Here is a 23,032-nt window from a genome sequence, read left to right on the forward strand (position 1 = left end):
AATAATGACACTCGAACAGTTTTTAAATATTCTACGCGCTAGAAAGCATATTGGGATTGCTGTATTTGCTACTGTTATTTTAGTAACTCTGATTATTAGCTTGATATTGCCAAAGCAATATACTTCTGATGCTGCTTTGGCCGTGGATATTAAGGCGAATGATCCGGTTACGGGGCAGCAGGTAGCCGGATTTTTAGCCCCAAGTTTTATGGCAACGCAAGTTGAAATGATTGGGAGTCAGAATGGCGCATTAAAAGTTGTGGATACCCTTGAACTAACAAAGCTTCCTGAGGCACAAGCTCAGTTTGCTGAAGCAACTAAGGGGCAGGGTGATATCAGAAACTGGTTTGCTGAATCTTTATTAAAAGGTTTGGAAGTAAAACCAAGCCGTGAAAGTAATGTGATTAATTTGTCATATACAGCAACGGATCCGCAGTTTGCAGCAACCTTAGCCAATGCATTTACTCAGGCTTATATTCGTACAACGATTGATATTAAAGTGGCATCGGCTCAACAAAATAATATTTTTTTCCAAGAGCAATTAAAAACACTGCAGGCTAATTTAGAAAAAACTCAGAAAAAACTATCTGAGTATCAGCAAGAAAAAGGCATTGTAGCCACTGATGAGCGCCTTGATCTTGAAATGCAGCGTTTAAATGAAATATCTAGCCAATTGGTAGGTGCTCAATCGCAAACTTTTGATGCTCAAGCACGGGCACGAGGTGGCCAAAGTGCGCCAGATGTTTTAAATAATCCACTTATTTTGCAATTAAAAGGCCAGTTATCGGCACAGGAAGCAAAATTAAAAGAGTTAGCAGAAAAAAATGGCCCTAATCATCCGCATTATCGTCAAGCACTGGCTGAGGTGACTGCAACACAAAGTCAATTAAATGACTTGATGACTCAATACTCAGGTGGCTTAAGCGGGGTTGCTGGTAATTCACAATCACGTCAGGCTTCATTAAATGAAGCAATGAAGGCACAAAAAGAGCGGGTTTTAGAGTTGAAATCAGGCCGCGCCAATATTGATGTATTACAGCGTAATGTAGATAACGCACAGCGGAGTTATGATCAAGCCTTGCAGCGTTTTAGCCAAACTATGCTGGAAAGCCGTTTGGATCAAAGCAATATCACGATATTAAAGTCTGCTACGCCGCCTTTAAAGCATTCCAGTCCTAGAATTCTATTAAATCTAGTTTTGGCTATTTTTGTAGGTTCGATATTGGCTGTTGGCTCTGTCATGCTTGCTGAGTTGTTCGATCGGCGTATTCGTAGCAAAGAAGATATTGAAATGATGCTTGGCATTTCTGTATTAGCCGATTTGCCATTACCGGCCCGTAATAAGAAAAGAAAATTTGGTCGCTTGTTAGGGGTGAAAGTATGAATAACGTAATTAATCATGAGATTATAAATACAACTACTGCTGCTGGTAATATTGGTAAGCAGTTATTAGATGCAGGAAAGCTTACGGTTAGCCAAGCTGAAAAAGTATTGTTGTTGCAAAAAGAAAGCAATTTACGCTTTGGTCAAGCGGCTATTCAACTGGGCTTTATTACTGAGGCAGATATCCAAGATGTATTGGCTCATCAATTTGCATACCCTTATCTTAGCTCAGGCCAAAGCGGGATTGATGAACGTATTATCGCTGCATATAAGCCATTTGATCCAAGAGTAGAGGCTTTACGTAGCTTACGTAGCCAATTGTTACTGTGCTGGATTGAAAATGGTAATAAATCGATAGCCTTGGCTTCATATGATGCTGGAATCACGACAGAATTGCTGGCGGCTAATTTGGCTGTGGTGTTTTCACAGCTTGGTGAGCATACCTTATTGGTGGATGCTAATTTGCGCTCCCCACATCAGCATGCCTTATTTGGTCAAACAAATCGTATTGGTTTAAGCGATGTTTTGGCTAATAGAGCAGGGCTAGAGGCGATACAAAAAGTCGGCGATTTGCGTGATCTATCCGTGCTTTCTGCAGGAACACAGGCACCCAATCCGCAAGAGCTGCTTTCACGAGATTCATTTAGCCAGCTAGTAGGCGAGCTTGCCAATCAGTTTGATGTCGTCATTTACCACACTAGCCCATTGATGAGCGCCATGGATGCTCAGCTTATCGCAGCCAGAACAAAAGGAGTTGTCTTGATTGTAAATCGCAACCAAACAACGGTTAAAGGCCTAGCACAAGCCCGTGAGCAGCTGGAGTCTACTGGCGCAGAGATTCTAGGCTGCGTGCTTGCTACGGCTGAAGAGTGAACAAAATGATGGCCTATGCAAATAATCCGCGCGAATTACTGATTAAAACTGGGCCAGTACTTATTGGCTTGGCTGCCATGTTTATTCCAGCTTTTTGGTGGTTACTAAACCATATCTGGGGAGAAGAGAGCCAAGCCCACGGCCCCATTGTATTGGCGATAGGGTTATGGCTTTTCTATCGTAATAAAGATGGCTTAATCTCCGCCTGTATTGAGGGAAAACAGCAGTCTGCATTTGGCGGTATTTTGTTACTTTTAAGTTGTCTATTATTTATTTTAGGTAAATCACAATCGATTGACTTGGTATTGGCTTTTTCTTTTATTGCGGTACTTGCTTCATTATTACTTCTATTTGGTGGCTGGGAAGCCTTGCGCTTAATGTGGTTTCCATTGTTTTTTATGTTATTTATGCTGCCATTGCCAGGGACTTTGGTGACTGCACTTACTTTGCCAATGAAAATGGCGGTTTCTTATGTTGCAGAATCCTTGCTTTACCATGCGGGCTATCCCGTTTCGCGCACTGGGGTAATTATTCAAATTGCACAATATCAAATGCTGGTGGCGGATGCCTGTGCAGGCTTACATACGCTATTTACTCTAGAAGCAATTGGTTTATTGTATTTAAACTTAATGGGGTATAAGTCTGTGCCCCGTAATGTTTGTATTGCATTAATGGTTGTGCCGATTTCCTTTACGGCCAATACAATTCGTGTGATCACTCTTATTTTGATTACCTATTATTTTGGCGATGCTGCTGGCCAAGGGTTTTTGCATGGGTTTGCGGGTTTTGTATTATTTGGGGCCGCGTTATTTTTGTTAATGTCATTTGACACACTGCTTGGTTGGATCATGAAAAAATGTGGTGTAACTGATGCAGGAATTAAAAAGCATGCTTGATTTTAAAAAGAATAAATATGCATTGATGATTGCCACTGCTCTATTTTTATCGGCAACTTTAGGTTATACACTCACCCCAAAAAATGCGATGGCTGACACTAAGCCAAAGATAAATTTAGAAAAGTCTATCCCCAATGCCTTTGCTGATTGGACATTAGATACACGAGTCGTGCCTATTAGTACAAGCCCAGAATTACAAGAAAAACTAGATAATCTCTATAGCCAAATAGTAAACCGTACTTATATTAATGCTAAAGGCGAGCAAATTATGCTTTCTATTGCCTATGGCAGAGATCAAGGGGGGGATGGATCGCAAGTACATAGGCCAGAGTACTGTTATCCAGCACAAGGATTTGAATTGAAAAATACACATGATGGAAAATTGAAATATAAAAATGATTATATACCGGTACGGCGTTTGCTTGCGGTAAACGGGAGTAGAACAGAGCCAATAAGCTATTGGATCACCATAGGGGAAACCGCGCTGCGTTCTGGGTTTGATAGAAAGTTAGCTCAAATAAGTTATGGTTTAAAAGGCACGATCCCAGATGGCTTATTATTTAGGGTATCCAATATTTCAACAGAAATAGATGCTTCGTACCAGCTGCAAGAAAAATTTACTAATGATCTATTAAATAGTGTTGATAAACAAACCAGAATTAGACTGGCTGGAAATTTAAATGGAGAGTAATGTGAGTAAAAAAGTTGCGCTTATCACGGGTGTTACCGGCCAAGACGGTTCTTACCTAGCTGAATTTCTTTTAGAAAAAGGCTATGAAGTGCATGGTATTAAACGCCGTGCTTCATCGTTTAATACTCAACGTGTTGATCATATTTATCAAGACCCACATATTGAAAATAGCAGTTTTAAATTGCATTATGGTGATTTAAGCGATTCATCTAATTTAACCCGTATTTTGCAAGAAGTGCAGCCGGATGAAGTTTATAACCTTGGTGCGCAATCGCATGTGGCGGTGAGTTTTGAATCGCCAGAATATACAGCCGATGTCGATGCAATGGGCACATTACGCCTATTAGAAGCTATTCGCTTTTTAGGCCTAGAAAAGAAAACACGTTTTTACCAAGCTTCCACCTCTGAGCTATATGGCTTGGTGCAAGAGATTCCGCAAAAAGAAACCACACCATTTCATCCACGCAGCCCTTATGCCGTGGCAAAGATGTATGCCTATTGGATTGTGGTGAATTATCGCGAAGCCTATGGTATGTACGCATGTAATGGCATTTTGTTTAATCACGAAAGCCCGCGTCGTGGTGAAACCTTTGTAACACGCAAAATCACCCGTGGTTTAGCGAATATCTCCCAAGGCTTAGAAAAATGCCTGTTTATGGGCAATATCGATTCCCTGCGCGATTGGGGCCACGCCCGTGATTACGTCAAAATGCAATGGATGATGTTGCAACAAGAAGTAGCGGATGATTTTGTGATTGCCACTGGCGTGCAATATAGCGTGCGTGATTTTATTCGCATGTCAGCCAGTGAGTTAGGTATCTCGCTTAAATTTGAGGGCGTAGGGGTGGATGAAAAAGCCATCGTTACTAAAATTGAAGGCGATAAAGCGCCTGCATTAAAAGAGGGCGATGTAATTATGCAAGTCGACCCACGCTATTTCCGCCCCGCTGAAGTTGAAACATTATTGGGCGACCCAACAAAAGCCAAAGTGAAATTAGGCTGGGTACCAGAAACCACCTTGCCAGAATTAGTGCAAGAAATGGTAGCTCATGATCTGCAAAATGCTCGTCAGCATGCCCTATTAAAAACACATGGTTATGCAGTTTCTGTTTCAACTGAGCAGTAAAATCAATCCGGGCACATTGTGCCCGGTTTCACCCCCTATTAAATTGAATAAATAAAATGTCCTATATCCTGCCTGAACATAAAATTTACATTGCTGGCCATCGAGGCATGGTGGGTTCTGCTATTGTGCGTGAGCTAAATAAATTAGGACTCACAAATATCATAACTCGTACCCATGCAGAATTAGATCTGACTAATCAAGCAGCAGTTGATGCTTTTTTTACAGCTGAAAAGCCTGATTTCGTATTTTTAGCGGCAGCAAAAGTAGGCGGCATTCATGCCAATAATGTTTACCGTGGCGATTTTATTTATCAGAATTTAATGATCCAAAATAATGTGATTCATGCTGCTTATCAGCATGGCGTTAACCGCCTGATGTTTTTAGGCTCTAGCTGCATTTACCCTAAAGATTGCCCACAGCCAATTAAAGAAGAATATCTTTTAACGGGCCCTTTAGAGCAAACCAATCAGCCCTATGCTCTGGCTAAAATTGCCGGTATTGAAATGTGCTGGAGCTATAACCGCCAATACGGTACTCAATATTTGGCCGTTATGCCGACTAATCTTTATGGCCCTGGCGATAATTATCACCCAGAAAACAGCCATGTGATTCCGGCGCTTATTCGCAAAGCGCATGAAGCCAAACAAAGCGGCGCAAAAGAAATGGTGGTCTGGGGCAGCGGCACACCGCGCAGAGAGTTTCTTTATTGCGAAGATATGGCCGAGGCTTGCGTTTATTTACTGAATTTGCCAGATGCAGAATATAAAAAACAATTAAATGATCAACACCCGCCACTGATTAATATTGGCACAGGTGAAGATATGACAATTCGTGAACTAGCGAGCACGATTTGTGATGTGGTGGGTTTTAAAGGCGAGCTGGTATTTGATGCGAGTAAGCCAGATGGCACGATGCGGAAGTTACAGGATATTAGCAAGCTTGAGTCTTTAGGCTGGGCTGTAAAAAAAGGCTTCAAAGCAGGTCTTGCTGTGGCATATGCACAATTTTCAAATGAGTGATGATGTTTAATTTATTTTGGATAAAATACCGCTATTTTTCAGGACGCTTAAAAGGAGAGTTCTATCGCTGGCTCATCATTCTATGTGGTGGAAAATGCGGCACTGGTTTATGGGTTGGTAAAGGTGTTATTTGGAAATATGCACCACATCATGGTATTGATATTTCTTCTAATGTTTACTTTGGAGAAAATACTTTAATAGATGTTCCTATAAATGGGAGGATCAGAATTGGTGAGCGAGTGAAATTTACTTATGGGTGTGTAATATCAGCAAACGTGAGAGTGGTTATAGGTGATTTCACTTTGCTTGGAGAGTATTGCTCTGTTAGAGATTCTGATCATGGAATGAAACTCGGTGTCATGATTTATGAGCAAGAGATGCTACTAGGTCAGGTAAATATAGGAAAGGATTGTTGGTTGGGTAGAAATGTAGCAATTCTAAGAGATTCAGATATCGGTGATGGTGTCGTTATTGGGGCACAATCTCTTGTATCAAAACAGAAACTTTTACCAATGGCGGTGTATGTAGGTTGTCCAGCTCGTTCTGTGAAAATTCGAACATGATTAAAAAACTCTTATCTCTTTTAGGGGGATATGCTTTAGCTACTCTTGCTCAGGGTCTCGTAGGGCTCCTAGCAGTTCCTTTGCTTTTGCATATATTCAGCGCTAGTAATTTTACATATTGGGTACTATTGGAGCCAATTGTTGCAATGATGGCGGGTTTAATTTGGCTTGGTTCACAGTATGGAGTGTTGCATGCAATTCCTGTAAAAAAAATAAAAGCAAATCAAGTGCCGCATTTATTTTATAAATTTGCGAGTGGACCAGCTTTTTTTATTTTACTAGTAGGGGTTCCTTCGGTTTGTCTTTTATTGAATTTAATGAATAAAGGTTTTTTGTTTGTTGCTATTTTAATTGTTTATGTTTTTTGTGAAGGTTTAATTCTGTTGAGCCAATTTTTATCGAGGGCGAAGGCTGATTCAGTTTCTTTTGCAATTACAGTTTGGGTCCGTTCTGGTGGATTGTTATTATTGCTTTTAGTATTAAATAAGTTTGATATTAAGTTGGAGTTAATTACTTTTATATTTTTAATGTCATTGTTAGATTGTATTGTCTTGGTTTTTATTGCTTTACGAAAAAATAGATTTACATTGGTAGAAAGTCTGTTATCCCCCTCAGACTATTGGGGGCTTGTTAAGTATGGTATCCCCTTTGTTGTTTCTGGGGCGCTGACAATGATGGCAGGCAATATGGATCGATATGTATTGAATCATAGTCTTGCTGCTGAAGAATTAGCCTCTTATCTTATTTTGGCAAAAATTGCTGGAGCAATGAATTTTGCTATTGCACCAGTTAATTTATGGTGGCCAGTTGCTAGGCATTTGCATGTTTCTGATCCTGATGCAGGTAGTATGTTTTTTAAAAGTGCTTATTCAATAATTTTAGGGTTTTACTTGTTTTCTGCTGTTGTTTTATTTATATCCGCTAGTTATTTATTGCCTTGGTATGCGCCTGGTTTACTTATTAAAGATGAAAGTGCGCTGGCCGTGCTTTTATTAGCGTGGGTTGCGCAGGCAATGGGGTCTGTAATGAATGTTGGTGCGTTATCTCCAGGAAAGACACATTTAGTCCTTGTCAGTTCAGTAATTGCTGTTTTGGTGGGGCTTTGTGCATCATTACTTTTGACTGCTAAATGGCCATTTTATGGTGCAGCAGCTGCGGTGTTGATTAGTCAGTTAATTGGGTTGATATTAAATTGCAGAATTTCACAGAAAATACAGTACGTTGAAATTCCTTATATAAAAATGTTATTGCTAGTTTTATCTTCATCTTTTGTAACGTCAGTACATATAAAGTATGGCTCTGTCGAAGTTGATGTTTTGGTGGGCTGCGTGCTTGGTTTGTTATTTTTATTTATTTTGAAAAGAGATATATTTTCGTTGCAATTAAATAAAAAAATTATAGAGTAATTGCGGATGTGTGCTATGAAGATAGTTGGAAAAAATGGTTTTGTAAATTCAGAAGGTAATTTTTGGATATTACCTCTTTATTTAATTGCTGCGGGGTTAGACTTTCGGCTTTCAGATATAGGTGTTCGCGGCCCAAATGTTAATCTGTTAGAGTTTGTGACGATACTAGGTTTAGGTAAGATACTTCTTGATGCTTTAGTTCTTCCTAAACAGTTTTCTTTTATGCTGAATCAGCTTTGGAAACTGATGCCAGTGTTAGTTCTTTATTATTCATGGATTTTTGTTGCATCGCTAATTGGGTTATTGGTTTATCCAAAGTCTATATTTATAGTTAGAAATCTTTTTCCTGCATTCGTTTTTTCTTTGTTTCTAGTTAATTGTGTTAGAACTCCTAAGCAACTGCGAATTTTAATGTACTTTTTTCTTATTTCGTCACTGCCCAATGTATTATTAGGAGCACTACAATATTTAATGGGTAAGCCATATTTGGTCGTTTTAAATATGGCGTCTGCTGTAAAAATGGATTTAGATGGTAGCTTTGTGCGTAATGTCGCTGCTGGGCTATATAGTCATCCTAATGGGTTATCTATTTTTCTATTACCAGTTGTAGTAATTTCAGCCGCACTTTCAGGTATGAATTTAGGTCAAGGTGTTTGGGGACGGGTAATGGCATTATTATTATTTATAATATCTGCTGTTGTATTGTATGGTACGAGGGCAAAAGGAGCGTGGCTTTGGTCGGTTTTTGGATTAAGTTTGCTTTTATTTCCCTTATGGTTTTATCGGATACGTAATTCTTCTTTGTTATTTGTTTCTATTTTAGTTTCTTTTATTATTGGAATTACATTATTTAGCTTGGATGCAGGAAAAACACTTTCAACAATGTGGACTCGTGTATTCCTTTGGAATGCGGCACTAAATGTTTTTAGTCATGATATATTTCTTTCTTTCTTTGGTAGTGCACAGTTGAAGATGTGGTATGTTTCTGCAAAGTTAGCTGATGTTCAATATGATAATGCACATAATACATTTTTAAATCAAATGGTTAACTTTGGGTTTTTCGGATTGTTTTTTTATTTGTTAAATATGTTAGTTTCTATTAAAAAAGCATGTGAAATTTTCTATGATAAAAATGCGAAAGATTTTTTTTGTTTTTCAAAAATTGCTATTGCTATAACGTTAGCTATTTCTGGCCAGTATTTCTTTGAACCCGCTGCGGAGTCTAGTGGCTATGCGCTGACTTTTGTCTTTTTTATTGCAATTCCATCGTTGTTGCAAAATATGCGTGAGGGTGCTAATGAGCTCTAAAGTCGGTATCCATCTCAATGCATTTCCTCTTGCTTCTGAAGTTTTTATTACTGAGCAAGCGAGGACAATGCGTGAGTTTGAGCCACATTTCTTTGTGAGACAGCAATTAGCAGAAGCGGCTAATTTTAAGGTTTTACCTATTCAAAGAAATGCTGAGGGTAGCCTGCGTAAAAAGTTATTTGCACTTTTCCCCGGCAAATGGGCATGGGGAGAAAAATTAGCAGATCTTAATTTGATTCACGCACATTTTGGAACTAATGGTGTTTATGCATTACCTATTGCGAAAGCGTTAGATATTCCTCTAATCGTAACTTTCCATGGCTATGATGCAACTGTTTCTCGCCTTCAATTAATGAGGCATGGTGGAGTAAGTGGCATGATGTATGCACTTAATCGCCATCGCTTAGTAGGCGCTGCAGATAAAATCATTGTGGTTTCTGAGTTTCTTAAAAAGAAAATGCTTAATTTGGGTTTTCCTGAGAAGCTTCTTGAGCAACATTATATTGGCGCTGATTTACAAAAATTTAGTGTTATTCCTTTAGAAAAGCGTAATTTAGATGTGGTTTGTGTGGCTCGGCAAGTTGAGGCAAAAGGCATTCGTGAGTTAATTTTGGCGTTTTCTAAAGTTTGTTCTTATTTCCCTGAAGCTCGTTTGCGATTAGTTGGTGATGGGCCGGATAGAGGTTTATTTACTTTGCTTGTGGGTGAGCTGAAGCTAACTGAGAAGGTTGTTTTTGAGGGGGCATTACCTCATGTGCAGGTGGCAAATATTGTTTCTCATTCAGCAATTGCAGTGTTGTTTAGCAAAAAAGGTAAGAATGGGTCAGAAGAGGCTTTTGGCCTTTCTGCTATCGAAGCGTCAGCTGCTGGATTACCCGTTATTGTTTCCAGACATGGTGGATTAACAGAAACAGTTCAGCATAATGAAACTGGATTTATTGTTGAAGAAAGTAATGTGGATGAATTAGCAGGCTCGCTGAAGTGTTTACTTGACTCTGCAGCTTTACGTGAAACGCTAGGAAATAGTGGGCGCTCTTTTGTTGAGAAAAAATTTAATTTACATCATCAAACTAGTCTATTAGAAGTAATTTATAAAAAGGTAATCAGTTAATGAACCCCTTAATCATGCCTCTGGTTTCTATCATGATGCCTGCCAGAAATGTGGCAGAGTGCATAGTGGATACAATTAGAAGCATTCAGGAGCAAAGCTACTCCAATTGGGAGTTGATTTTTGTTGATGATGGTAGTACTGATTCCACTCTTTTGATTGTTCGTAATTTAGCTGGTTTTGATCCGCGTATTAAAGTCTTTGCAATGGAGCATGGTGGAAGGGGAAAGGCGAGAAATATGTGTATTTCTCATTGCTCTGGTAAGTATGTGGCTGTCTGTGATAGTGATGACGTTTCATTTCCTGATCGATTTGAAAAGCAAGTCGATTATATGGAGAAAAATTCTGATATTGCATGCTTGGCTTCATGGTGGATTCCATTTTCTACTTCTAAGCCAGATAAAAGTAGCAAACGATTAGGGGTGTTTCCCTGCTCTTCCGAAGAAATTGCTGATAGCTTTGCTAGGAAAAAAATGAGATTTCATAATGCGACTGCAATGTTGCGTAGAGAGCTTTTTGATAAATATGGTGCATTTAATGTAGATTTACGACGAGCTCAGGATTATGAATTTTATTCAAGATTAAATAAAGCAGGGGAACGGTTTTTTTGTATGAATGAACCGCTGGTTTATTATCGTCAAGAGAGTAATATTCCCTCCATTGCTTATTTTGTTGAGAATGGGATATACATGGCTTATGCGGATTACTTACTTGGTGGGGGAACATTACCTTTCAAACTGTACTCTGAAAAACCAATTTCTAGTTTTTGGAAGTTATATTACAAACTAAAATACGGGTATTTTTTCTTGAAAATGCGTTTTTTAAGTTGACATAATATGCGATATTTAATTTTTTACGTAACTGGTATTTTTTTATTGTTATCTACTTATGCTTGGGGTGGCAGTGTAAGTAAAGATTATTTTGGTATGCATGTGCACCGGAGCAATCAGAATAAATTATGGCTTAATTCTGGATTAGGCTCAATTCGCTTACATGACGCCAATGTTACATGGCTGGATTTACAGCCTAGCCCTGACTCGTGGAAGTGGGCTTGGCTGGATGGGATGGTTAATCGTGCCACGGCTGCCAATGTATCAATATTGTTACCATTGCAAGGTACTCCTGCTTGGGCATCTCGTACTCCTGAACTGAAAGCAGCTTATGGTTATGGGGCAAATGCAATGCCTTCAAACCTAGCGGCTTGGGAAAATTACGTTGAGGCAGTTGTTTCTAGATATAGGGGTAAAATTGCAGCTTATGAAATTTGGAATGAATCTAATTTATCTCATTTCTTTTCTGGAAATCCCGAAGATCTTGCTCTTTTAACAAAATCGGCAGTGAAAATTATTCGTCAGATTGATCCTGAAGCAAAAGTGGTTTGCCCTAGTGGAGTAGGAGATTACGGTATTAAGTGGTTTAAACGGCTTTTGGCCACTGAGGTCATGAGTGATTGTGATGTTATTTCTTATCACTTTTATACTAAGCACCAACCTCCTGAAAGTATGTTGCCAATTATTGATGATATTAAAATTGCTATTCGTGCCGCGGGCTATCAGCGTAAGCCACTGTGGAATACTGAAACAGGCTGGCTGATTGATACGCCAGAAGGTGTTGACCCAGTTTTAGCAGGGTTTAAGGCGGATGCTAAAAAACTGAATGATTTTGAAAGTGTGTCTTATTTATTGCGTTCGTTTATTTTAGGTGCTGGTGCAGATTTAGGGCGTTTTTATTGGTATTCCTGGGATCATCCTTCAATGGGAATAACGAAGGGACGGGGAACGGGGTGGCGGCCAGCTGCGATTGCATTTAAAAACTTAACGGTTATTTTAGACGGCGGTGTTGTTGAGCCTTGCAGATTAAGTGCGGATCAATGGGTGTGTAATGGCTCCTTAAAAGATGGAAGAAAAGGATTTTGGGTTTGGTCTACAAAGTCGACAATGAAGAATTTTTCTGGAATATATAACGTGCTGCAATTTCAGTCAGATGGTGGGCTTATTTTGCAACATCGTGTAAAAAAGGCTGTTCCCATTGGGACTTTGCCATCATTTTTATATAAGTCGAGTTAGGCAACTATGTTAGTTCTGTTTGATTTTTTTGAACTTACTCCTGGCAAAGGTAAGAGCATAGGCATTAATAATTATGCCATTAATTTGCTGGAGGCTTTGGCTGATCGGCCCGATAATATTTGCACATTCATAGTCGCTTGCAATTCGTCTTTTGATAAGACCCGCATGCAGAATTTACAAAGTAAAGGTGTATTGTTTCATACTGTTAAATACAACCCATCAATACTGGCAAGAATATTCTGGAATAGACTAGGTGCCGCTCTATTATCTAGAAAAATGAAAATTAATCTTTATTTTTCTCCTAAGGGATTTTTGCCGCATGGTCTTTCTTTTTTATGTAAGCAAGCATCTTCCTTGGTTGTTATTCATGATTTAATTCCATTTTGGTATAAAGATCGATTTCCTAAATATTTTGGACTGATGGAGGAGTTATTTATTCTTGGCGGGCTGGAATACTCGGTAAAATATTCTGATTCAATTGTTGCCATTTCAGACTTTACAGCCGCTGATATTGCCCGGCGTTTAGGAAGAAAGAGTGGGATAGAAACTGTTTATAATGGTGTTCCTCTAACTGCAGCGGATAAAAACTTATATGAAGGCGATTATATTTTCTCTGTTGGCTCCTCTCTGCCACATAAGAATTTAGAAACGTTATTATCTGCATACTCAATTTATCGGTCAGTTACAGCAAACCCTTTACCATTAGTTATTTGTGGAGTTAGTGATCCGGGTGTGGAGGGCGTTTTGGCTGTGAAAGGGATTTCTGATTTTCAGCTTCATTCTTATTATGCTCATGCAAAGTTATTTATATTTTTACCGCACATTGAAGGATTTGGTTTTCCTCCACTTGAAGCACTTAGTCATCATACGCCGGTCTTGTGCAGTGATATTCCCGTGTTGAGGGAAATTACAAAGGGATTGTGCACGTATGTTAAGCCTGATTGTGCCGATTCGGTTGCGTTAATGATAGGGTCATTGCTTTCAGATCATAATCTGGAGCAGGATTCGATAAAGATTTCAGCATTGCTTTCAGAGTATTCTTGGCGTAACTGTGCAGAAAAAATATCAAATATCATGCAAAAAATGGGCGGGGTAAAATAAATGATGAATGTACTTAGTCGTTTTAATAAAACTAGACATACGGTTCCCGTGATAGGGATCCCGATTGATGTTATTAATTTTGATGAAGCTATTTTTACTATATCCAGTTGGTCGAGGAAGCATTTATCAAAGTATGTTTGTATTTGTAATGTGCATTCTGTTGTTACAGCTTCACAAGAGAGTGATTTTATTGAGGTGATTCGTCAGTCAGATATGGCCACACCGGATGGTGCTCCTGTTGCATGGTTAATGCGGCAGATTGGTATTTCAGGGCAAGTACGTGTGAATGGGCCCGATCTAATGTGGCAATATTGTGCATATGCAGAGCAGAGTAGTGAGACATTTTATCTTTATGGTGGAATGCCTGAAACGTTAGATATTTTGAAAAATAAATTGTCAAAAGAATTTCCACGTTTGAAAATTGCTGGAATGTATTCACCTCCTTTTCGTGCTTTATCTGATGAGGAGGATACTAGGATAGTAGAAGAGATTAATGCATCTGGTGCTGGTGTTGTTTGGGTAAGCCTAGGCTGCCCCAAACAAGAAAAATGGATGGCGGCGCATCGGGGTAAAATAAATGCGGTGATGATTGGTGTGGGTGCGGCATTTGATTATCATGCTGGCACAATTATCCGTGCCCCGTTGTGGATGCAAAATTCGGGATTAGAATGGCTGCATCGTTTATGTTCTGAGCCGCGCAGATTGTGGAAACGCTATTTTGTAACTAATACCATTTTTGTTATTAAAGCGATTCGCCAGCTTATCAGTAAAAATTAATTATTTAAATCGGGAGTATTCTTGCAAATGAAAATTACAGTGATTGGCTCAGGCTATGTTGGTTTGGTCACAGGCACTTGTCTTGCTGAGTATGGTAATGACGTGGTGTGTTTGGATGTTGATGCCAATAAGATTCGTATCTTGCAAGAGGGCGGAGTGCCGATTTTTGAGCCGGGCTTAGAGGAAATGATTAAACGCAATGTGGCCGCTGGGCGTTTGCGCTTTACCACTGATATTAAAGAATCGGTAGAGCACGGCACGATCCAATTTATTGCGGTGGGTACGCCGCCGGATGAAGATGGCTCGGCAGATTTAAAATATGTGGTGGCCGCTGCGCGTAGTATTGGCCGCTATATGCATGGCTATAAGGTGATTGTGGATAAGTCTACTGTGCCGGTTGGTACGGGTGATAAGGTTAGGGCCGCAATTAATGATGAGTTAAGCCAGCGCGGTGAGCAAACCAGCTTTGCGATCGTTTCTAATCCAGAATTCTTAAAAGAAGGCGCGGCGATCGAAGATTTTATGCGCCCAGATCGAATTGTGATTGGTACCGATGATGATACAGCCAAGGATCTGATGAGCTCTTTATACGGGCCTTTTGTGCGTAATCATGATCGTATTTTATTTATGGATGTGCGCTCGGCAGAAATGACTAAATATGCGGCCAATGCCATGCTGGCAACGCGTATTTCGTTTATGAATGAATTGGCCAATTTATCTGAAGTGATGGGTGCAGATATTGAGCTGGTACGTAAGGGGATTGGCTCTGACCCGCGAATTGGCTATCACTTTTTATACCCTGGCGTAGGCTATGGCGGATCGTGCTTTCCTAAAGATGTACAGGCATTGCAGCGCACGGCGAATGAGCATGGCATTAGTTTAAAAGTATTAGATGCGGTTGAAAAAGCCAATCATGCGCAGAAATCGGTGTTGGTGGATAAAATTGTTAAGCGCTTTGGTAATGATTTAAAGGGCAAGCATTTCGCTTTATGGGGCTTGGCATTTAAACCCAATACCGATGATATGCGCGATGCACCTAGCCGAGTGATTATTGAATATCTGCTTAGCCATGGGGCAACGGTGGCGGCACATGATCCTGTTTCGATTCATGAGGCGCAGCGTGTCATGCCAGATTGGCAAGGTTTAAGTTACGGTGATAGCCCAATGGCGGTATTACCGGATGCCGATGCGCTGGTGATTGTGACAGAATGGAAAGCATTCCGTAGCCCAGATTTTGCTGATGTAAAAAACCAGCTTAAAAATCCATTGATATTTGATGGCCGTAATTTATACGATCCTAAAAAAATGGAAACCGCAGGCTTTGAGTATTATCCAATTGGGCGTAAGCAAGTAACGCAATAAGCATTGTGATAAACCGTCTTGTATGATCTGTGATCGAATAAGGCGGTTTTTTTTTGAGCGTTGTAAATATTATTTTTGCAAGCTGATCGGTGGCCGTATGGTGCTTGCGGGTGATACGCTGCATGGTATTTATTTGCTGGCTTTTCCGCCTAAATAATATATTTCTTTTTAAAAATTTGATGGAATTTTCATGTCAATTACTCCTGTCATTCTGTGTGGCGGCTCTGGTAGCCGTATGTGGCCGCTATCACGCGGTGGTTATCCTAAGCAGTTTTTAAAATTGCACGGCGATCACAGCCTGCTACAGCAAACAGCCACACGGCTGGTTGGGATGGCGGATGTGGCTGCACCTTTGCTGATTAGTAATCAGGAGCATCGCTTTCTGGTGGCAGAGCAATTGCGTGCGGTAGGAATGGATCAAGCGCGGGTGGTTTTAGAGCCTATGGGGCGCAATACTGCGCCTGCGGTGGCGGCTGCGGCAGTGATTGCGTTAGAAGATAACCCTGATGCGATGTTGCTGGTGTTGCCATCAGATCATGTGATTCAGTTTGGCGAGGTGTTTCAAGCTTTGGTGGCGCAGGCAGCTAGCGTAGCAGCAAGCGGCAAATTGGTTACATTTGGGATTGCACCTACCGAGCCTAACACCGGATACGGCTATATTCGCCGTGGTGATAGCCTGTCTGGCGATGCTTATGCGGTAGCTGCTTTTGTAGAAAAGCCTGATGCTGTGCGCGCGGCTGGCTTTGTGGCTTCAGGCGATTATTACTGGAATAGCGGCATGTTTATGTTCCGCGCTGATGTCTATGTGCGTGAGCTGGCGGCCTATCAGCCCGCTATGCTGGCTGCCGTACAGGATGCCGTGGCTAAAGGCGTGCGCGATTTAGACTTTTTGCGTTTAGATGCGGATGCTTTTGCGGCGTCTCCTGCAGATTCTATTGATTACGCGGTAATGGAAAAAACCCAGCACGCTGCCGTGATTACTGCGGCAGGCTTGGGCTGGAGTGATATCGGCTCGTGGTCGGCGCTGCGCGATGTTACTGAGCAAGATGAGGCGGGTAATAGCGTATTGGGCGATGTGATGCTTGATCGCGTTTCGGGCAGCTATATCCGCAGCGAAACCCGCATGATTGCGGCGATTGGCGTGCAGGATTTGGTGATTGTTGAAACCGCCGATGCCATCTTGGTGGCGCATAAAGATCATGCGCAGGATGTTAAAAAGATTGTTGAGCGCTTAAATGAGGCTGGGCGTAGTGAGTCGGTGACGCACCGCCGCGTGTATCGCCCATGGGGTAGCTATGAAGGCATCGATGCTGGCTCGCGTTTTCAAGTGAAGCGGATTGTGGTCAACCCAGGCGCTTCCTTAAGCCTGCAAATGCACTATCACCGTGCCGAGCACTGGATTGTGGTGAAAGGTACGGCCAAGGTAGTGAATGGCGATCAAGTTATTTTGCTTTCTGAAAACCAATCGACGTATATCCCGTTGGGCACAACCCACCGCTTGGAAAACCCAGGCAAGATGCCGCTGGAGCTGATCGAAGTGCAATCTGGCTCCTATCTTGGTGAAGACGATATCGTGCGCTTTGAAGATGTCTATGGCCGTAGTAAATAAGGGTGTAGCCAGCAGCCCGCTGGCTTTTGCTGATTTTTTGCAAGTGGTTGAGCGCGCACCGCTGATCTCGATTGATTTAGTGGTGCAAAACTCAAGAGGGCAAGCTCTATTGGGCTGGCGCACCAATCAACCGGCCTGCGATCACTGGTTTGTGCCAGGTGGGCGGGTATTAAAAAATGAAACGCTGGATGCGGCATTTTTGCGCCTAAGCCAAGCCGAGTTGGGCGTGGCATTGCCCAGATCACAGGGGCAGTGGCTAGGTGTTTATGAGCATTTTTACGATAGCAATGCCGGCAGGCTAGATGGCTTTGGTACACACTATGTGGTGCTTGCTTACACCTTGCAGCTAGATGAATCCGATATGGCTTTGCCGCTGGGTGAGCAGCATTCCCAATATCGGTGGGCCAGCAAGGCCGAAATCATCCAAGACGCTAGCGTACACCTGCATTCCCGCGCCTATTTCGAGTAAGGCTTTAATAAAACCCAAGTCTTGAACCACAGAGGACGCAGAGAACACGGAGTTTCACGGAGAAAACTTTAGGAGGTATTGCCACGTGGGGAATGGTAAGGCAGTGCCCGCCCTAAACGTGTTTCGTCGTGCACAGACTTGTATTGCCTTTCTCCGTGGCCCTCCGTGTTCTCCTTATCTCCGTGTTTTAAGATTTGGGTTTTCGCTTATCTCTCACATCTGTTTGCAATGACTATTTCGAGTAAACCAATGACTAAATTAACTTGTTTTAAAGCTTACGATATTCGTGGCAAGCTGGGCACTGAGCTGAATGTCGATATTGCTTACCGCATCGGCCGTGCTTACGGCCAGCTACTTAACCCTAAGCGTGTGGCGCTGGGGGGCGATGTGCGCTTGACCAGCGAAGAGCTGAAGCTGGCGTTGGCCAATGGCCTGATGGATGCGGGCTGCGATGTGATTGATCTGGGCATGACGGGCACTGAAGAAGTCTACTTTGCCGCGTTTCATTTAGATGTGGATGGTGGGATTGAAGTCACTGCTAGCCATAATCCGCTCGATTACAACGGCATGAAACTGGTAAAACGCGGTGCGGTGCCAATCAGTGGTGATACTGGTTTGCGTGATATTCAGCGTCTTGCCGAATCCGCTAATTTTACCGATGTGGCAGAGCGCGGTAGCATTAGCTCGCTATCGGTTCTGGATGCTTATATCGATCATTTGATGGGCTATGTGGATCTATCCGCCTTGCGCCCTTTAAAAATCGTTTTAAACGCCGGTAATGGCGCTGCAGGGCACGTGGTAGATGCGCTAGAAGCGCGTTTTGCTGCCGCTGGTGTGCCTGTTGAGTTTATTAAAGTGCATAACCAGCCTGATGGCACCTTCCCAAATGGCATCCCTAACCCATTGTTACCAGAAAACCGAAGCGACACTGCCAATGCTGTGATTGCAAATGCGGCTGATCTGGGTATTGCATGGGATGGTGATTTTGATCGCTGCTTCTTGTTTGATGAGCGTGGTGATTTTATTGAAGGTTATTACATCGTTGGTCTTTTGGCAGAAGCTTTCTTGCAAAAGAACCCTGGCCAAAAAATTATTCATGACCCGCGCTTAACTTGGAATACCGTGGACGTGGTGCAAGCCGCCGGTGGTATCGCGATTCAAAGCAAAACCGGCCATGCGTTTATTAAAGAGCGCATGCGGCTAGAAGACGCGGTTTATGGTGGCGAAATGAGCGCCCACCATTATTTCCGCGATTTTGCCTATTGCGATAGCGGCATGATCCCGTGGTTATTAGTGATCGAGCTAATGAGCCGCCGTGAGCAAAAATTGTCGGCTATGGTAGAGCAGCGCATTGCCGCTTATCCATCGTCAGGCGAGATTAACCGTAAGCTAACTGATGCCAAAGTGGCTATTGCACGGGTTTGTGCAGCGTATCAGGCGGATGCCTTGCGGGTGGATGAAACTGATGGCATTAGCATGGAGTTTGCCAACTGGCGCTTTAATCTGCGCTCCAGTAATACCGAGCCGGTAGTGCGCTTAAATGTGGAGTCGTGCGCAGATGCGGCTTTAATGCAGCAGCACACCGATGCTATTTTGCGCCTATTAGACGCTGGATAAGCGCTTGCGGAATGAAAAACGCCCCAAAGTAATTTCGGGGCGTTTTTTTATGCCTTAAAAAATATTAAGCCACTTTACGACGACGTGCCAGTAGGGCAACCAAACCCAAACCCATTAGAGCATAGGTTTCTGGCTCTGGAACCGGCGCTGCGTTCAGTGTCAGAGTACCTGTGCCTTTGTAGCCAGAAGTCGCTAGGCCATTAAAGCTAACGGTGTATGAACCTGCATCCAGCACAAAAGACTTAACTGGAGCGGTGATTTCTTTAACACCCAACAGACCTGTATAAGCACCCAGTGTAAATGTTTTGGCAGGGTTGCTTATCGATGTGAGCACGGCGCTCAAACTGCTGATTGTTGAGCTGTTAGCAGCGGTAGGGCGAACTGACCACCAGCTTGTTAATTGCGTTGATTGTGCTAAATCAAAAGAGAACACTTTAGAAACGGCACCTTTCACTTGAAAAGTAGCCGCGCCATCGCCATCAGCATCAAAGGTGAATGGCACTGGAGTGACTGCAGCTTGAGATAAACCGGCTGCTAAAAAAAATGAAGTAGCAACTAGCGTTTTAAGTAGTTTCATTAAAAACCCCTGTTTAATATTTGCAATTTATTATTTAATCAAATGGTACGGTGTAAAGCCGTTTGATTATACCCATTGATTTTTTTATTTTGGGTAAACATAGTTAATTATTTATTAATTTATGGTTTTTTTTTAACAAATCAGTATGTTTTTTGTAAGTTTTTTATTGTTTTGTATGAATTTAGTGGTATTTTTATAATATTAGCAAATGATTATTTTATTGTTTAAATATATAAAAAGATATTTAAAGTATTAAATGTATCGCCAATTATTTTTTAATATTACTTACAGTATGTAAACATTCTTTTAAATATGCCATCGCCTCTACCGCCAATGTCGCTTCTGCCGTAATGCTAAATTCGACATGTGGCTCTGGGTGCTGGCTATTGCCGTAAGAGGGCAGGCTGCTAAAAGCGATATTGGGGTAGCGTTGGGTAAAGCTTTGCATCTTGCCAATCAGCTCGCCTTCACGGGCGTTGAGCATGATAAAAGAGAGCGTTGTTTCTGGACTAGCATCAATGTAGTGCTCATCGAGTATCCAATCTAGCATTGGCCATGCCATGCTAGGAAAACCTGGCAGTAAATAATGTGATTTAAAGTAGCAGCCCGCGACTTGGTTCACCGGATTGGGGATCAGTTGGCAGCCTTCAGGAAAATAAGCCATCTGAATTCGGTAGGGGTAGGCGGCTTCTGCAAAACGGCTAGTGATTCGCTCAGCAGCTTCTGGATGCAAGCTCAGTGGGAGCCCTAATGCATTAGCAAAGGCTTGCCGAGTATGATCATCGGGCGTTGCACCAATACCACCGCAAGAAATCACCTGATAGCCTGCGTTTAGGCTACGTTTAAATGTCTCTGCCAGCACATCTGCATCGTCGGGTAGATAATACGCCGCAGCGATTTTATGTCCTCTTGCTTTCAGTGTTTCCAGCATATGAGCAAAATGCTTATCTTGGCGGCGGCCAGAGAGTATTTCGTCGCCAATAATAAAGAGATGAAATGTGGTCATGGTCTTATTTCCTGGAAAGATGGGGGATGTTGAAGGGGTAGATTGTGTGCTTGCGTAAGATGGATTACTCATCTTAAAAAAACATCTTTCTTTGTAATCCTTACTTTATGCTTTAAAAAATGCCCAATGCATATTGAGCATAAACAACTGTACTTAAAAATATTACTTTGTTCATATGCCGTGCTTGTTTATGATCAATCCTTTCGGAATCCATAATAACTATGCATCATTATCTTTCTCCCTTATTTGAGCAAAAAATTTGCCCACCCGAGCAATTAGCGGCTCGCCTTGCTAGCCTGCCACGGCCTTTAGTCTTTACCAATGGTTGTTTTGATATTTTGCACCGTGGTCATGTGACTTGTTTGGCGCAAGCGCGTGCCTTAGGAGCAGGCTTGGTGGTGGCTATTAATACCGATGCCTCAGTAAAAAGGCTGGGTAAGGGCGATGATCGCCCGATCAATTCTACAATGCAGCGCGCTGCCGTATTGGCCGCTTTAGAATGCGTTAGCATGGTGACTTGGTTTGATACCGATACTCCACTTGAGCTGATCTTAGCGTTGCGCCCTGATGTGTTAGTGAAGGGGGGGGATTGGGCGCCGGAGCACATTGTGGGCAGCCAGCAGGTATTAGCTTGGGGTGGCAGCGTGCACTCCATCCCCTTTTTATTTGCAACCTCCACCACCGAAACTATTAAGCGGATACGCCAAAGCTGATGAGTACACGTAATAATTTATTGATTGATTTTATTAATGACCTGAGTGATCAGGGCTATTTACACACTATCTTTTTTGCGCAGATTGGCTTAATTGCATTGGCGCTGGGGGTATCGTGGTGGGTTAATCGCTCGGTAAAAAATAGAGTTAATCCTGATCAAAATAGTTGGCATTGGCGCTTGGGAGGGGAAGGCTTATTGCGCGCATTTTTCCCTTTAAATGCCTATTTGCTGGTGATGCTATCAGGGTCATTACTTAAACTATGGTATGCGCATCCGTTAAAATTAATTGCGCTGGCTAGTGTTTTATTATTGGCAATGGCCAATATTCGCATTTTGGTTTACGTGATTCGCCGTGTATTTGATGGCGCGGCATGGGTTATGCGTTGGGAAAAATATATTTCAGGCTCCATTTGGATCGTTTATGCCTTACATGTGCTAGGTATTTTGCCGGAAGTCGCCGAAGTATTAGACGATATTCGTTTTCCAATTGGTAAAGCGCATATATCTGTTTTGACCATTGGCCAGGGTTTATTATCAGTTGCTGCCACCTTGCTGATTGCCATGTGGATAGGGCGTGAGCTAGAGCGGCGTTTGATGTCCAGCCAAATGATGGATATGAATGTACGGGTAGTGTTGTCCAAAATATCTAGCGTCTTATTACTGATTATTGCGATTGTAGTTGCTCTGCCGCTGGTGGGAATTGATCTCACCGTATTATCGGTATTTGGTGGTGCAGTGGGTGTGGGTTTGGGCTTTGGGCTGCAAAAAATTGCGTCTAATTATTTATCAGGCTTTATTATTTTGCTGGATCGCTCGATCAAAATTGGCGATTTAGTACAGATTGATAATCGACTAGGTACCATAAGCAGTATTACGGCGCGCTATGTGGTTTTAAAATCAGCCGATGGCACCGAGGCTTTGGTGCCAAATGACACCTTAATTACCTCTACCGTGGTGAATCAATCATATAACGATAAATCAATTTGGACATCGCTACCGATTCAAGTGGCATACGGTACTGATTTAGATTTTGTTTTAGGATTATTGCGTTCGGTGACGGAAGGCGAGGCGCGTATTCTGAGTGAGCCAGCTCCGGGCGCGTTTGTTTCCGCCTTTGCAGATAATGGAATCAATTTAGTATTGGGCTTTTGGCTGGCCGATCCTGAAAATGGCCAGCTTTCTTTGCGATCTAGTCTAAATCTAAAGATATGGCGATTATTTCAAGAGCATAAAATTGAAATTCCTTACCCACGTCGAGAAGTCACGCTGCTTAATCCTGCTGCAATACAGCCGCCGATTGATGCTGCCTGATTGCCAAGTCTTGCGTAGAATCTACTCTTACAGATAAATAGAACAGGCT

At 42.1% G+C, this 23,032-nt stretch carries 22 protein-coding genes; 20 read left to right on the plus strand and 2 right to left on the minus strand.

Going from position 1 to position 23,032, the window contains the following annotated elements; translation table 11 throughout:
• Positions 1-4: 4 nt before the first annotated feature.
• The 18 genes from epsF (at position 5) to cpsG (ending at position 19,374) form a co-directional block, all read left to right on the plus strand.
• On the plus strand, positions 5-1,384 hold the full coding sequence (gene epsF / locus Q0R17_RS11425; RefSeq protein WP_293935282.1) for a chain length determinant protein EpsF: 1,380 nt from the start codon (positions 5-7) through the stop codon (positions 1,382-1,384).
• Complete coding sequence (gene epsG, locus Q0R17_RS11430) at positions 1,381-2,256, plus strand: chain length determinant protein tyrosine kinase EpsG (protein ID WP_293935284.1); 876 nt, start codon at positions 1,381-1,383, stop codon at positions 2,254-2,256. Before epsF ends, epsG begins: the two co-directional genes overlap by 4 nt.
• Before the next feature lie 5 nt (positions 2,257-2,261).
• Positions 2,262-3,152: an exosortase B gene (xrtB, locus tag Q0R17_RS11435; RefSeq protein WP_293935286.1), complete on the plus strand. Its 891-nt coding sequence runs from the start codon at positions 2,262-2,264 to the stop codon at positions 3,150-3,152.
• The gene (epsI, locus tag Q0R17_RS11440) at positions 3,145-3,843 is read left to right on the plus strand and encodes an exosortase-associated protein EpsI, B-type (protein ID WP_293935289.1); all 699 of its coding nucleotides are present in this window, start codon (positions 3,145-3,147) and stop codon (positions 3,841-3,843) included. The genes xrtB and epsI overlap by 8 nt, the downstream gene beginning before the upstream one ends.
• 1 nt (position 3,844) lies before the next feature.
• Positions 3,845-4,969 (plus strand): GDP-mannose 4,6-dehydratase, encoded by a 1,125-nt coding sequence (gmd, locus tag Q0R17_RS11445; protein ID WP_293935291.1) that lies wholly within the window; start codon positions 3,845-3,847, stop codon positions 4,967-4,969.
• A gap of 56 nt (positions 4,970-5,025) precedes the next feature.
• A complete protein-coding gene (locus Q0R17_RS11450) occupies positions 5,026-5,988 on the plus strand; it encodes a GDP-L-fucose synthase (protein ID WP_293935293.1) in 963 nt (320 codons plus the stop codon).
• Entirely contained in the window at positions 5,988-6,551 is a 564-nt protein-coding gene (locus Q0R17_RS11455; RefSeq protein ID WP_293935296.1) for an acyltransferase, read from the plus strand. The genes Q0R17_RS11450 and Q0R17_RS11455 overlap by 1 nt, the downstream gene beginning before the upstream one ends.
• Complete coding sequence (locus Q0R17_RS11460) at positions 6,548-7,957, plus strand: lipopolysaccharide biosynthesis protein (protein WP_293935299.1); 1,410 nt, start codon at positions 6,548-6,550, stop codon at positions 7,955-7,957. The genes Q0R17_RS11455 and Q0R17_RS11460 overlap by 4 nt, the downstream gene beginning before the upstream one ends.
• A gap of 15 nt (positions 7,958-7,972) precedes the next feature.
• Positions 7,973-9,265, plus strand: coding sequence for an O-antigen ligase (locus Q0R17_RS11465; RefSeq protein WP_293935302.1), 1,293 nt, complete (start codon positions 7,973-7,975; stop codon positions 9,263-9,265).
• Complete coding sequence (locus Q0R17_RS11470; RefSeq protein WP_293935304.1) at positions 9,255-10,376, plus strand: glycosyltransferase; 1,122 nt, start codon at positions 9,255-9,257, stop codon at positions 10,374-10,376. The genes Q0R17_RS11465 and Q0R17_RS11470 overlap by 11 nt, the downstream gene beginning before the upstream one ends.
• Complete coding sequence (locus Q0R17_RS11475; RefSeq protein WP_293935306.1) at positions 10,376-11,203, plus strand: glycosyltransferase family 2 protein; 828 nt, start codon at positions 10,376-10,378, stop codon at positions 11,201-11,203. The genes Q0R17_RS11470 and Q0R17_RS11475 overlap by 1 nt, the downstream gene beginning before the upstream one ends.
• 6 nt (positions 11,204-11,209) lie before the next feature.
• On the plus strand, positions 11,210-12,439 hold the full coding sequence (locus Q0R17_RS11480; protein WP_293935309.1) for a beta-galactosidase: 1,230 nt from the start codon (positions 11,210-11,212) through the stop codon (positions 12,437-12,439).
• 6 nt (positions 12,440-12,445) lie between these two features.
• A complete protein-coding gene (locus Q0R17_RS11485) occupies positions 12,446-13,540 on the plus strand; it encodes a glycosyltransferase family 1 protein (RefSeq protein ID WP_293935312.1) in 1,095 nt (364 codons plus the stop codon).
• A complete protein-coding gene (locus tag Q0R17_RS11490) occupies positions 13,541-14,317 on the plus strand; it encodes a WecB/TagA/CpsF family glycosyltransferase (RefSeq protein WP_293935314.1) in 777 nt (258 codons plus the stop codon).
• A gap of 27 nt (positions 14,318-14,344) precedes the next feature.
• Positions 14,345-15,679 carry a UDP-glucose/GDP-mannose dehydrogenase family protein gene (locus Q0R17_RS11495; protein ID WP_293935316.1) on the plus strand — a complete coding sequence of 445 codons (1,335 nt, stop codon included), beginning with the start codon at positions 14,345-14,347 and terminating at the stop codon, positions 15,677-15,679.
• Between the two features lie 190 nt (positions 15,680-15,869).
• A complete protein-coding gene (locus Q0R17_RS11500) occupies positions 15,870-17,288 on the plus strand; it encodes a mannose-1-phosphate guanylyltransferase/mannose-6-phosphate isomerase (protein WP_293935319.1) in 1,419 nt (472 codons plus the stop codon).
• A complete protein-coding gene (locus tag Q0R17_RS11505; RefSeq protein WP_293935322.1) occupies positions 17,272-17,757 on the plus strand; it encodes a GDP-mannose mannosyl hydrolase in 486 nt (161 codons plus the stop codon). The genes Q0R17_RS11500 and Q0R17_RS11505 overlap by 17 nt, the downstream gene beginning before the upstream one ends.
• A gap of 249 nt (positions 17,758-18,006) precedes the next feature.
• Positions 18,007-19,374: a phosphomannomutase CpsG gene (gene cpsG / locus Q0R17_RS11510; RefSeq protein ID WP_293935325.1), complete on the plus strand. Its 1,368-nt coding sequence runs from the start codon at positions 18,007-18,009 to the stop codon at positions 19,372-19,374.
• A gap of 64 nt (positions 19,375-19,438) precedes the next feature.
• Here cpsG and Q0R17_RS11515 read toward each other — a convergent pair whose 3' ends face one another.
• Positions 19,439-19,951, minus strand: a complete 513-nt coding sequence (locus Q0R17_RS11515; RefSeq protein ID WP_293935328.1) for an FxDxF family PEP-CTERM protein — start codon at positions 19,949-19,951, stop codon at positions 19,439-19,441.
• A gap of 268 nt (positions 19,952-20,219) precedes the next feature.
• Positions 20,220-20,957 (minus strand): molybdopterin-binding protein, encoded by a 738-nt coding sequence (locus Q0R17_RS11520; RefSeq protein WP_293935331.1) that lies wholly within the window; start codon positions 20,955-20,957, stop codon positions 20,220-20,222.
• Positions 20,958-21,178: 221 nt separating this feature from the next.
• Here Q0R17_RS11520 and rfaE2 point away from each other — a divergent pair, with 221 nt between their 5' ends.
• On the plus strand, positions 21,179-21,670 hold the full coding sequence (gene rfaE2, locus Q0R17_RS11525; protein WP_293935333.1) for a D-glycero-beta-D-manno-heptose 1-phosphate adenylyltransferase: 492 nt from the start codon (positions 21,179-21,181) through the stop codon (positions 21,668-21,670).
• Positions 21,670-22,983 (plus strand): mechanosensitive ion channel family protein, encoded by a 1,314-nt coding sequence (locus tag Q0R17_RS11530; RefSeq protein WP_293935335.1) that lies wholly within the window; start codon positions 21,670-21,672, stop codon positions 22,981-22,983. The genes rfaE2 and Q0R17_RS11530 overlap by 1 nt, the downstream gene beginning before the upstream one ends.
• Positions 22,984-23,032: the final 49 nt, after the last annotated feature.

This window comes from Iodobacter sp., assembly GCF_025352645.1.
Taxonomy (GTDB): domain Bacteria; phylum Pseudomonadota; class Gammaproteobacteria; order Burkholderiales; family Chitinibacteraceae; genus Iodobacter.

Coding starts and splice junctions, on each gene's coding strand:
- epsF (WP_293935282.1), top strand. CDS start 5: ATGACACTCGAACAGTTTTTAAATATTCTACGCGCTAGAAAGCATATT.
- epsG (WP_293935284.1), top strand. CDS start 1,381: ATGAATAACGTAATTAATCATGAGATTATAAATACAACTACTGCTGCT.
- xrtB (WP_293935286.1), top strand. CDS start 2,262: ATGATGGCCTATGCAAATAATCCGCGCGAATTACTGATTAAAACTGGG.
- epsI (WP_293935289.1), top strand. CDS start 3,145: ATGCTTGATTTTAAAAAGAATAAATATGCATTGATGATTGCCACTGCT.
- Q0R17_RS11450 (WP_293935293.1), top strand. CDS start 5,026: ATGTCCTATATCCTGCCTGAACATAAAATTTACATTGCTGGCCATCGA.
- Q0R17_RS11455 (WP_293935296.1), top strand. CDS start 5,988: ATGATGTTTAATTTATTTTGGATAAAATACCGCTATTTTTCAGGACGC.
- Q0R17_RS11460 (WP_293935299.1), top strand. CDS start 6,548: ATGATTAAAAAACTCTTATCTCTTTTAGGGGGATATGCTTTAGCTACT.
- Q0R17_RS11465 (WP_293935302.1), top strand. CDS start 7,973: ATGAAGATAGTTGGAAAAAATGGTTTTGTAAATTCAGAAGGTAATTTT.
- Q0R17_RS11470 (WP_293935304.1), top strand. CDS start 9,255: ATGAGCTCTAAAGTCGGTATCCATCTCAATGCATTTCCTCTTGCTTCT.
- Q0R17_RS11475 (WP_293935306.1), top strand. CDS start 10,376: ATGAACCCCTTAATCATGCCTCTGGTTTCTATCATGATGCCTGCCAGA.
- Q0R17_RS11480 (WP_293935309.1), top strand. CDS start 11,210: ATGCGATATTTAATTTTTTACGTAACTGGTATTTTTTTATTGTTATCT.
- Q0R17_RS11485 (WP_293935312.1), top strand. CDS start 12,446: ATGTTAGTTCTGTTTGATTTTTTTGAACTTACTCCTGGCAAAGGTAAG.
- Q0R17_RS11490 (WP_293935314.1), top strand. CDS start 13,541: ATGATGAATGTACTTAGTCGTTTTAATAAAACTAGACATACGGTTCCC.
- Q0R17_RS11495 (WP_293935316.1), top strand. CDS start 14,345: ATGAAAATTACAGTGATTGGCTCAGGCTATGTTGGTTTGGTCACAGGC.
- Q0R17_RS11500 (WP_293935319.1), top strand. CDS start 15,870: ATGTCAATTACTCCTGTCATTCTGTGTGGCGGCTCTGGTAGCCGTATG.
- Q0R17_RS11505 (WP_293935322.1), top strand. CDS start 17,272: ATGGCCGTAGTAAATAAGGGTGTAGCCAGCAGCCCGCTGGCTTTTGCT.
- cpsG (WP_293935325.1), top strand. CDS start 18,007: ATGACTAAATTAACTTGTTTTAAAGCTTACGATATTCGTGGCAAGCTG.
- Q0R17_RS11515 (WP_293935328.1), bottom strand. CDS start 19,951: ATGAAACTACTTAAAACGCTAGTTGCTACTTCATTTTTTTTAGCAGCC.
- Q0R17_RS11520 (WP_293935331.1), bottom strand. CDS start 20,957: ATGACCACATTTCATCTCTTTATTATTGGCGACGAAATACTCTCTGGC.
- rfaE2 (WP_293935333.1), top strand. CDS start 21,179: ATGCATCATTATCTTTCTCCCTTATTTGAGCAAAAAATTTGCCCACCC.
- Q0R17_RS11530 (WP_293935335.1), top strand. CDS start 21,670: ATGAGTACACGTAATAATTTATTGATTGATTTTATTAATGACCTGAGT.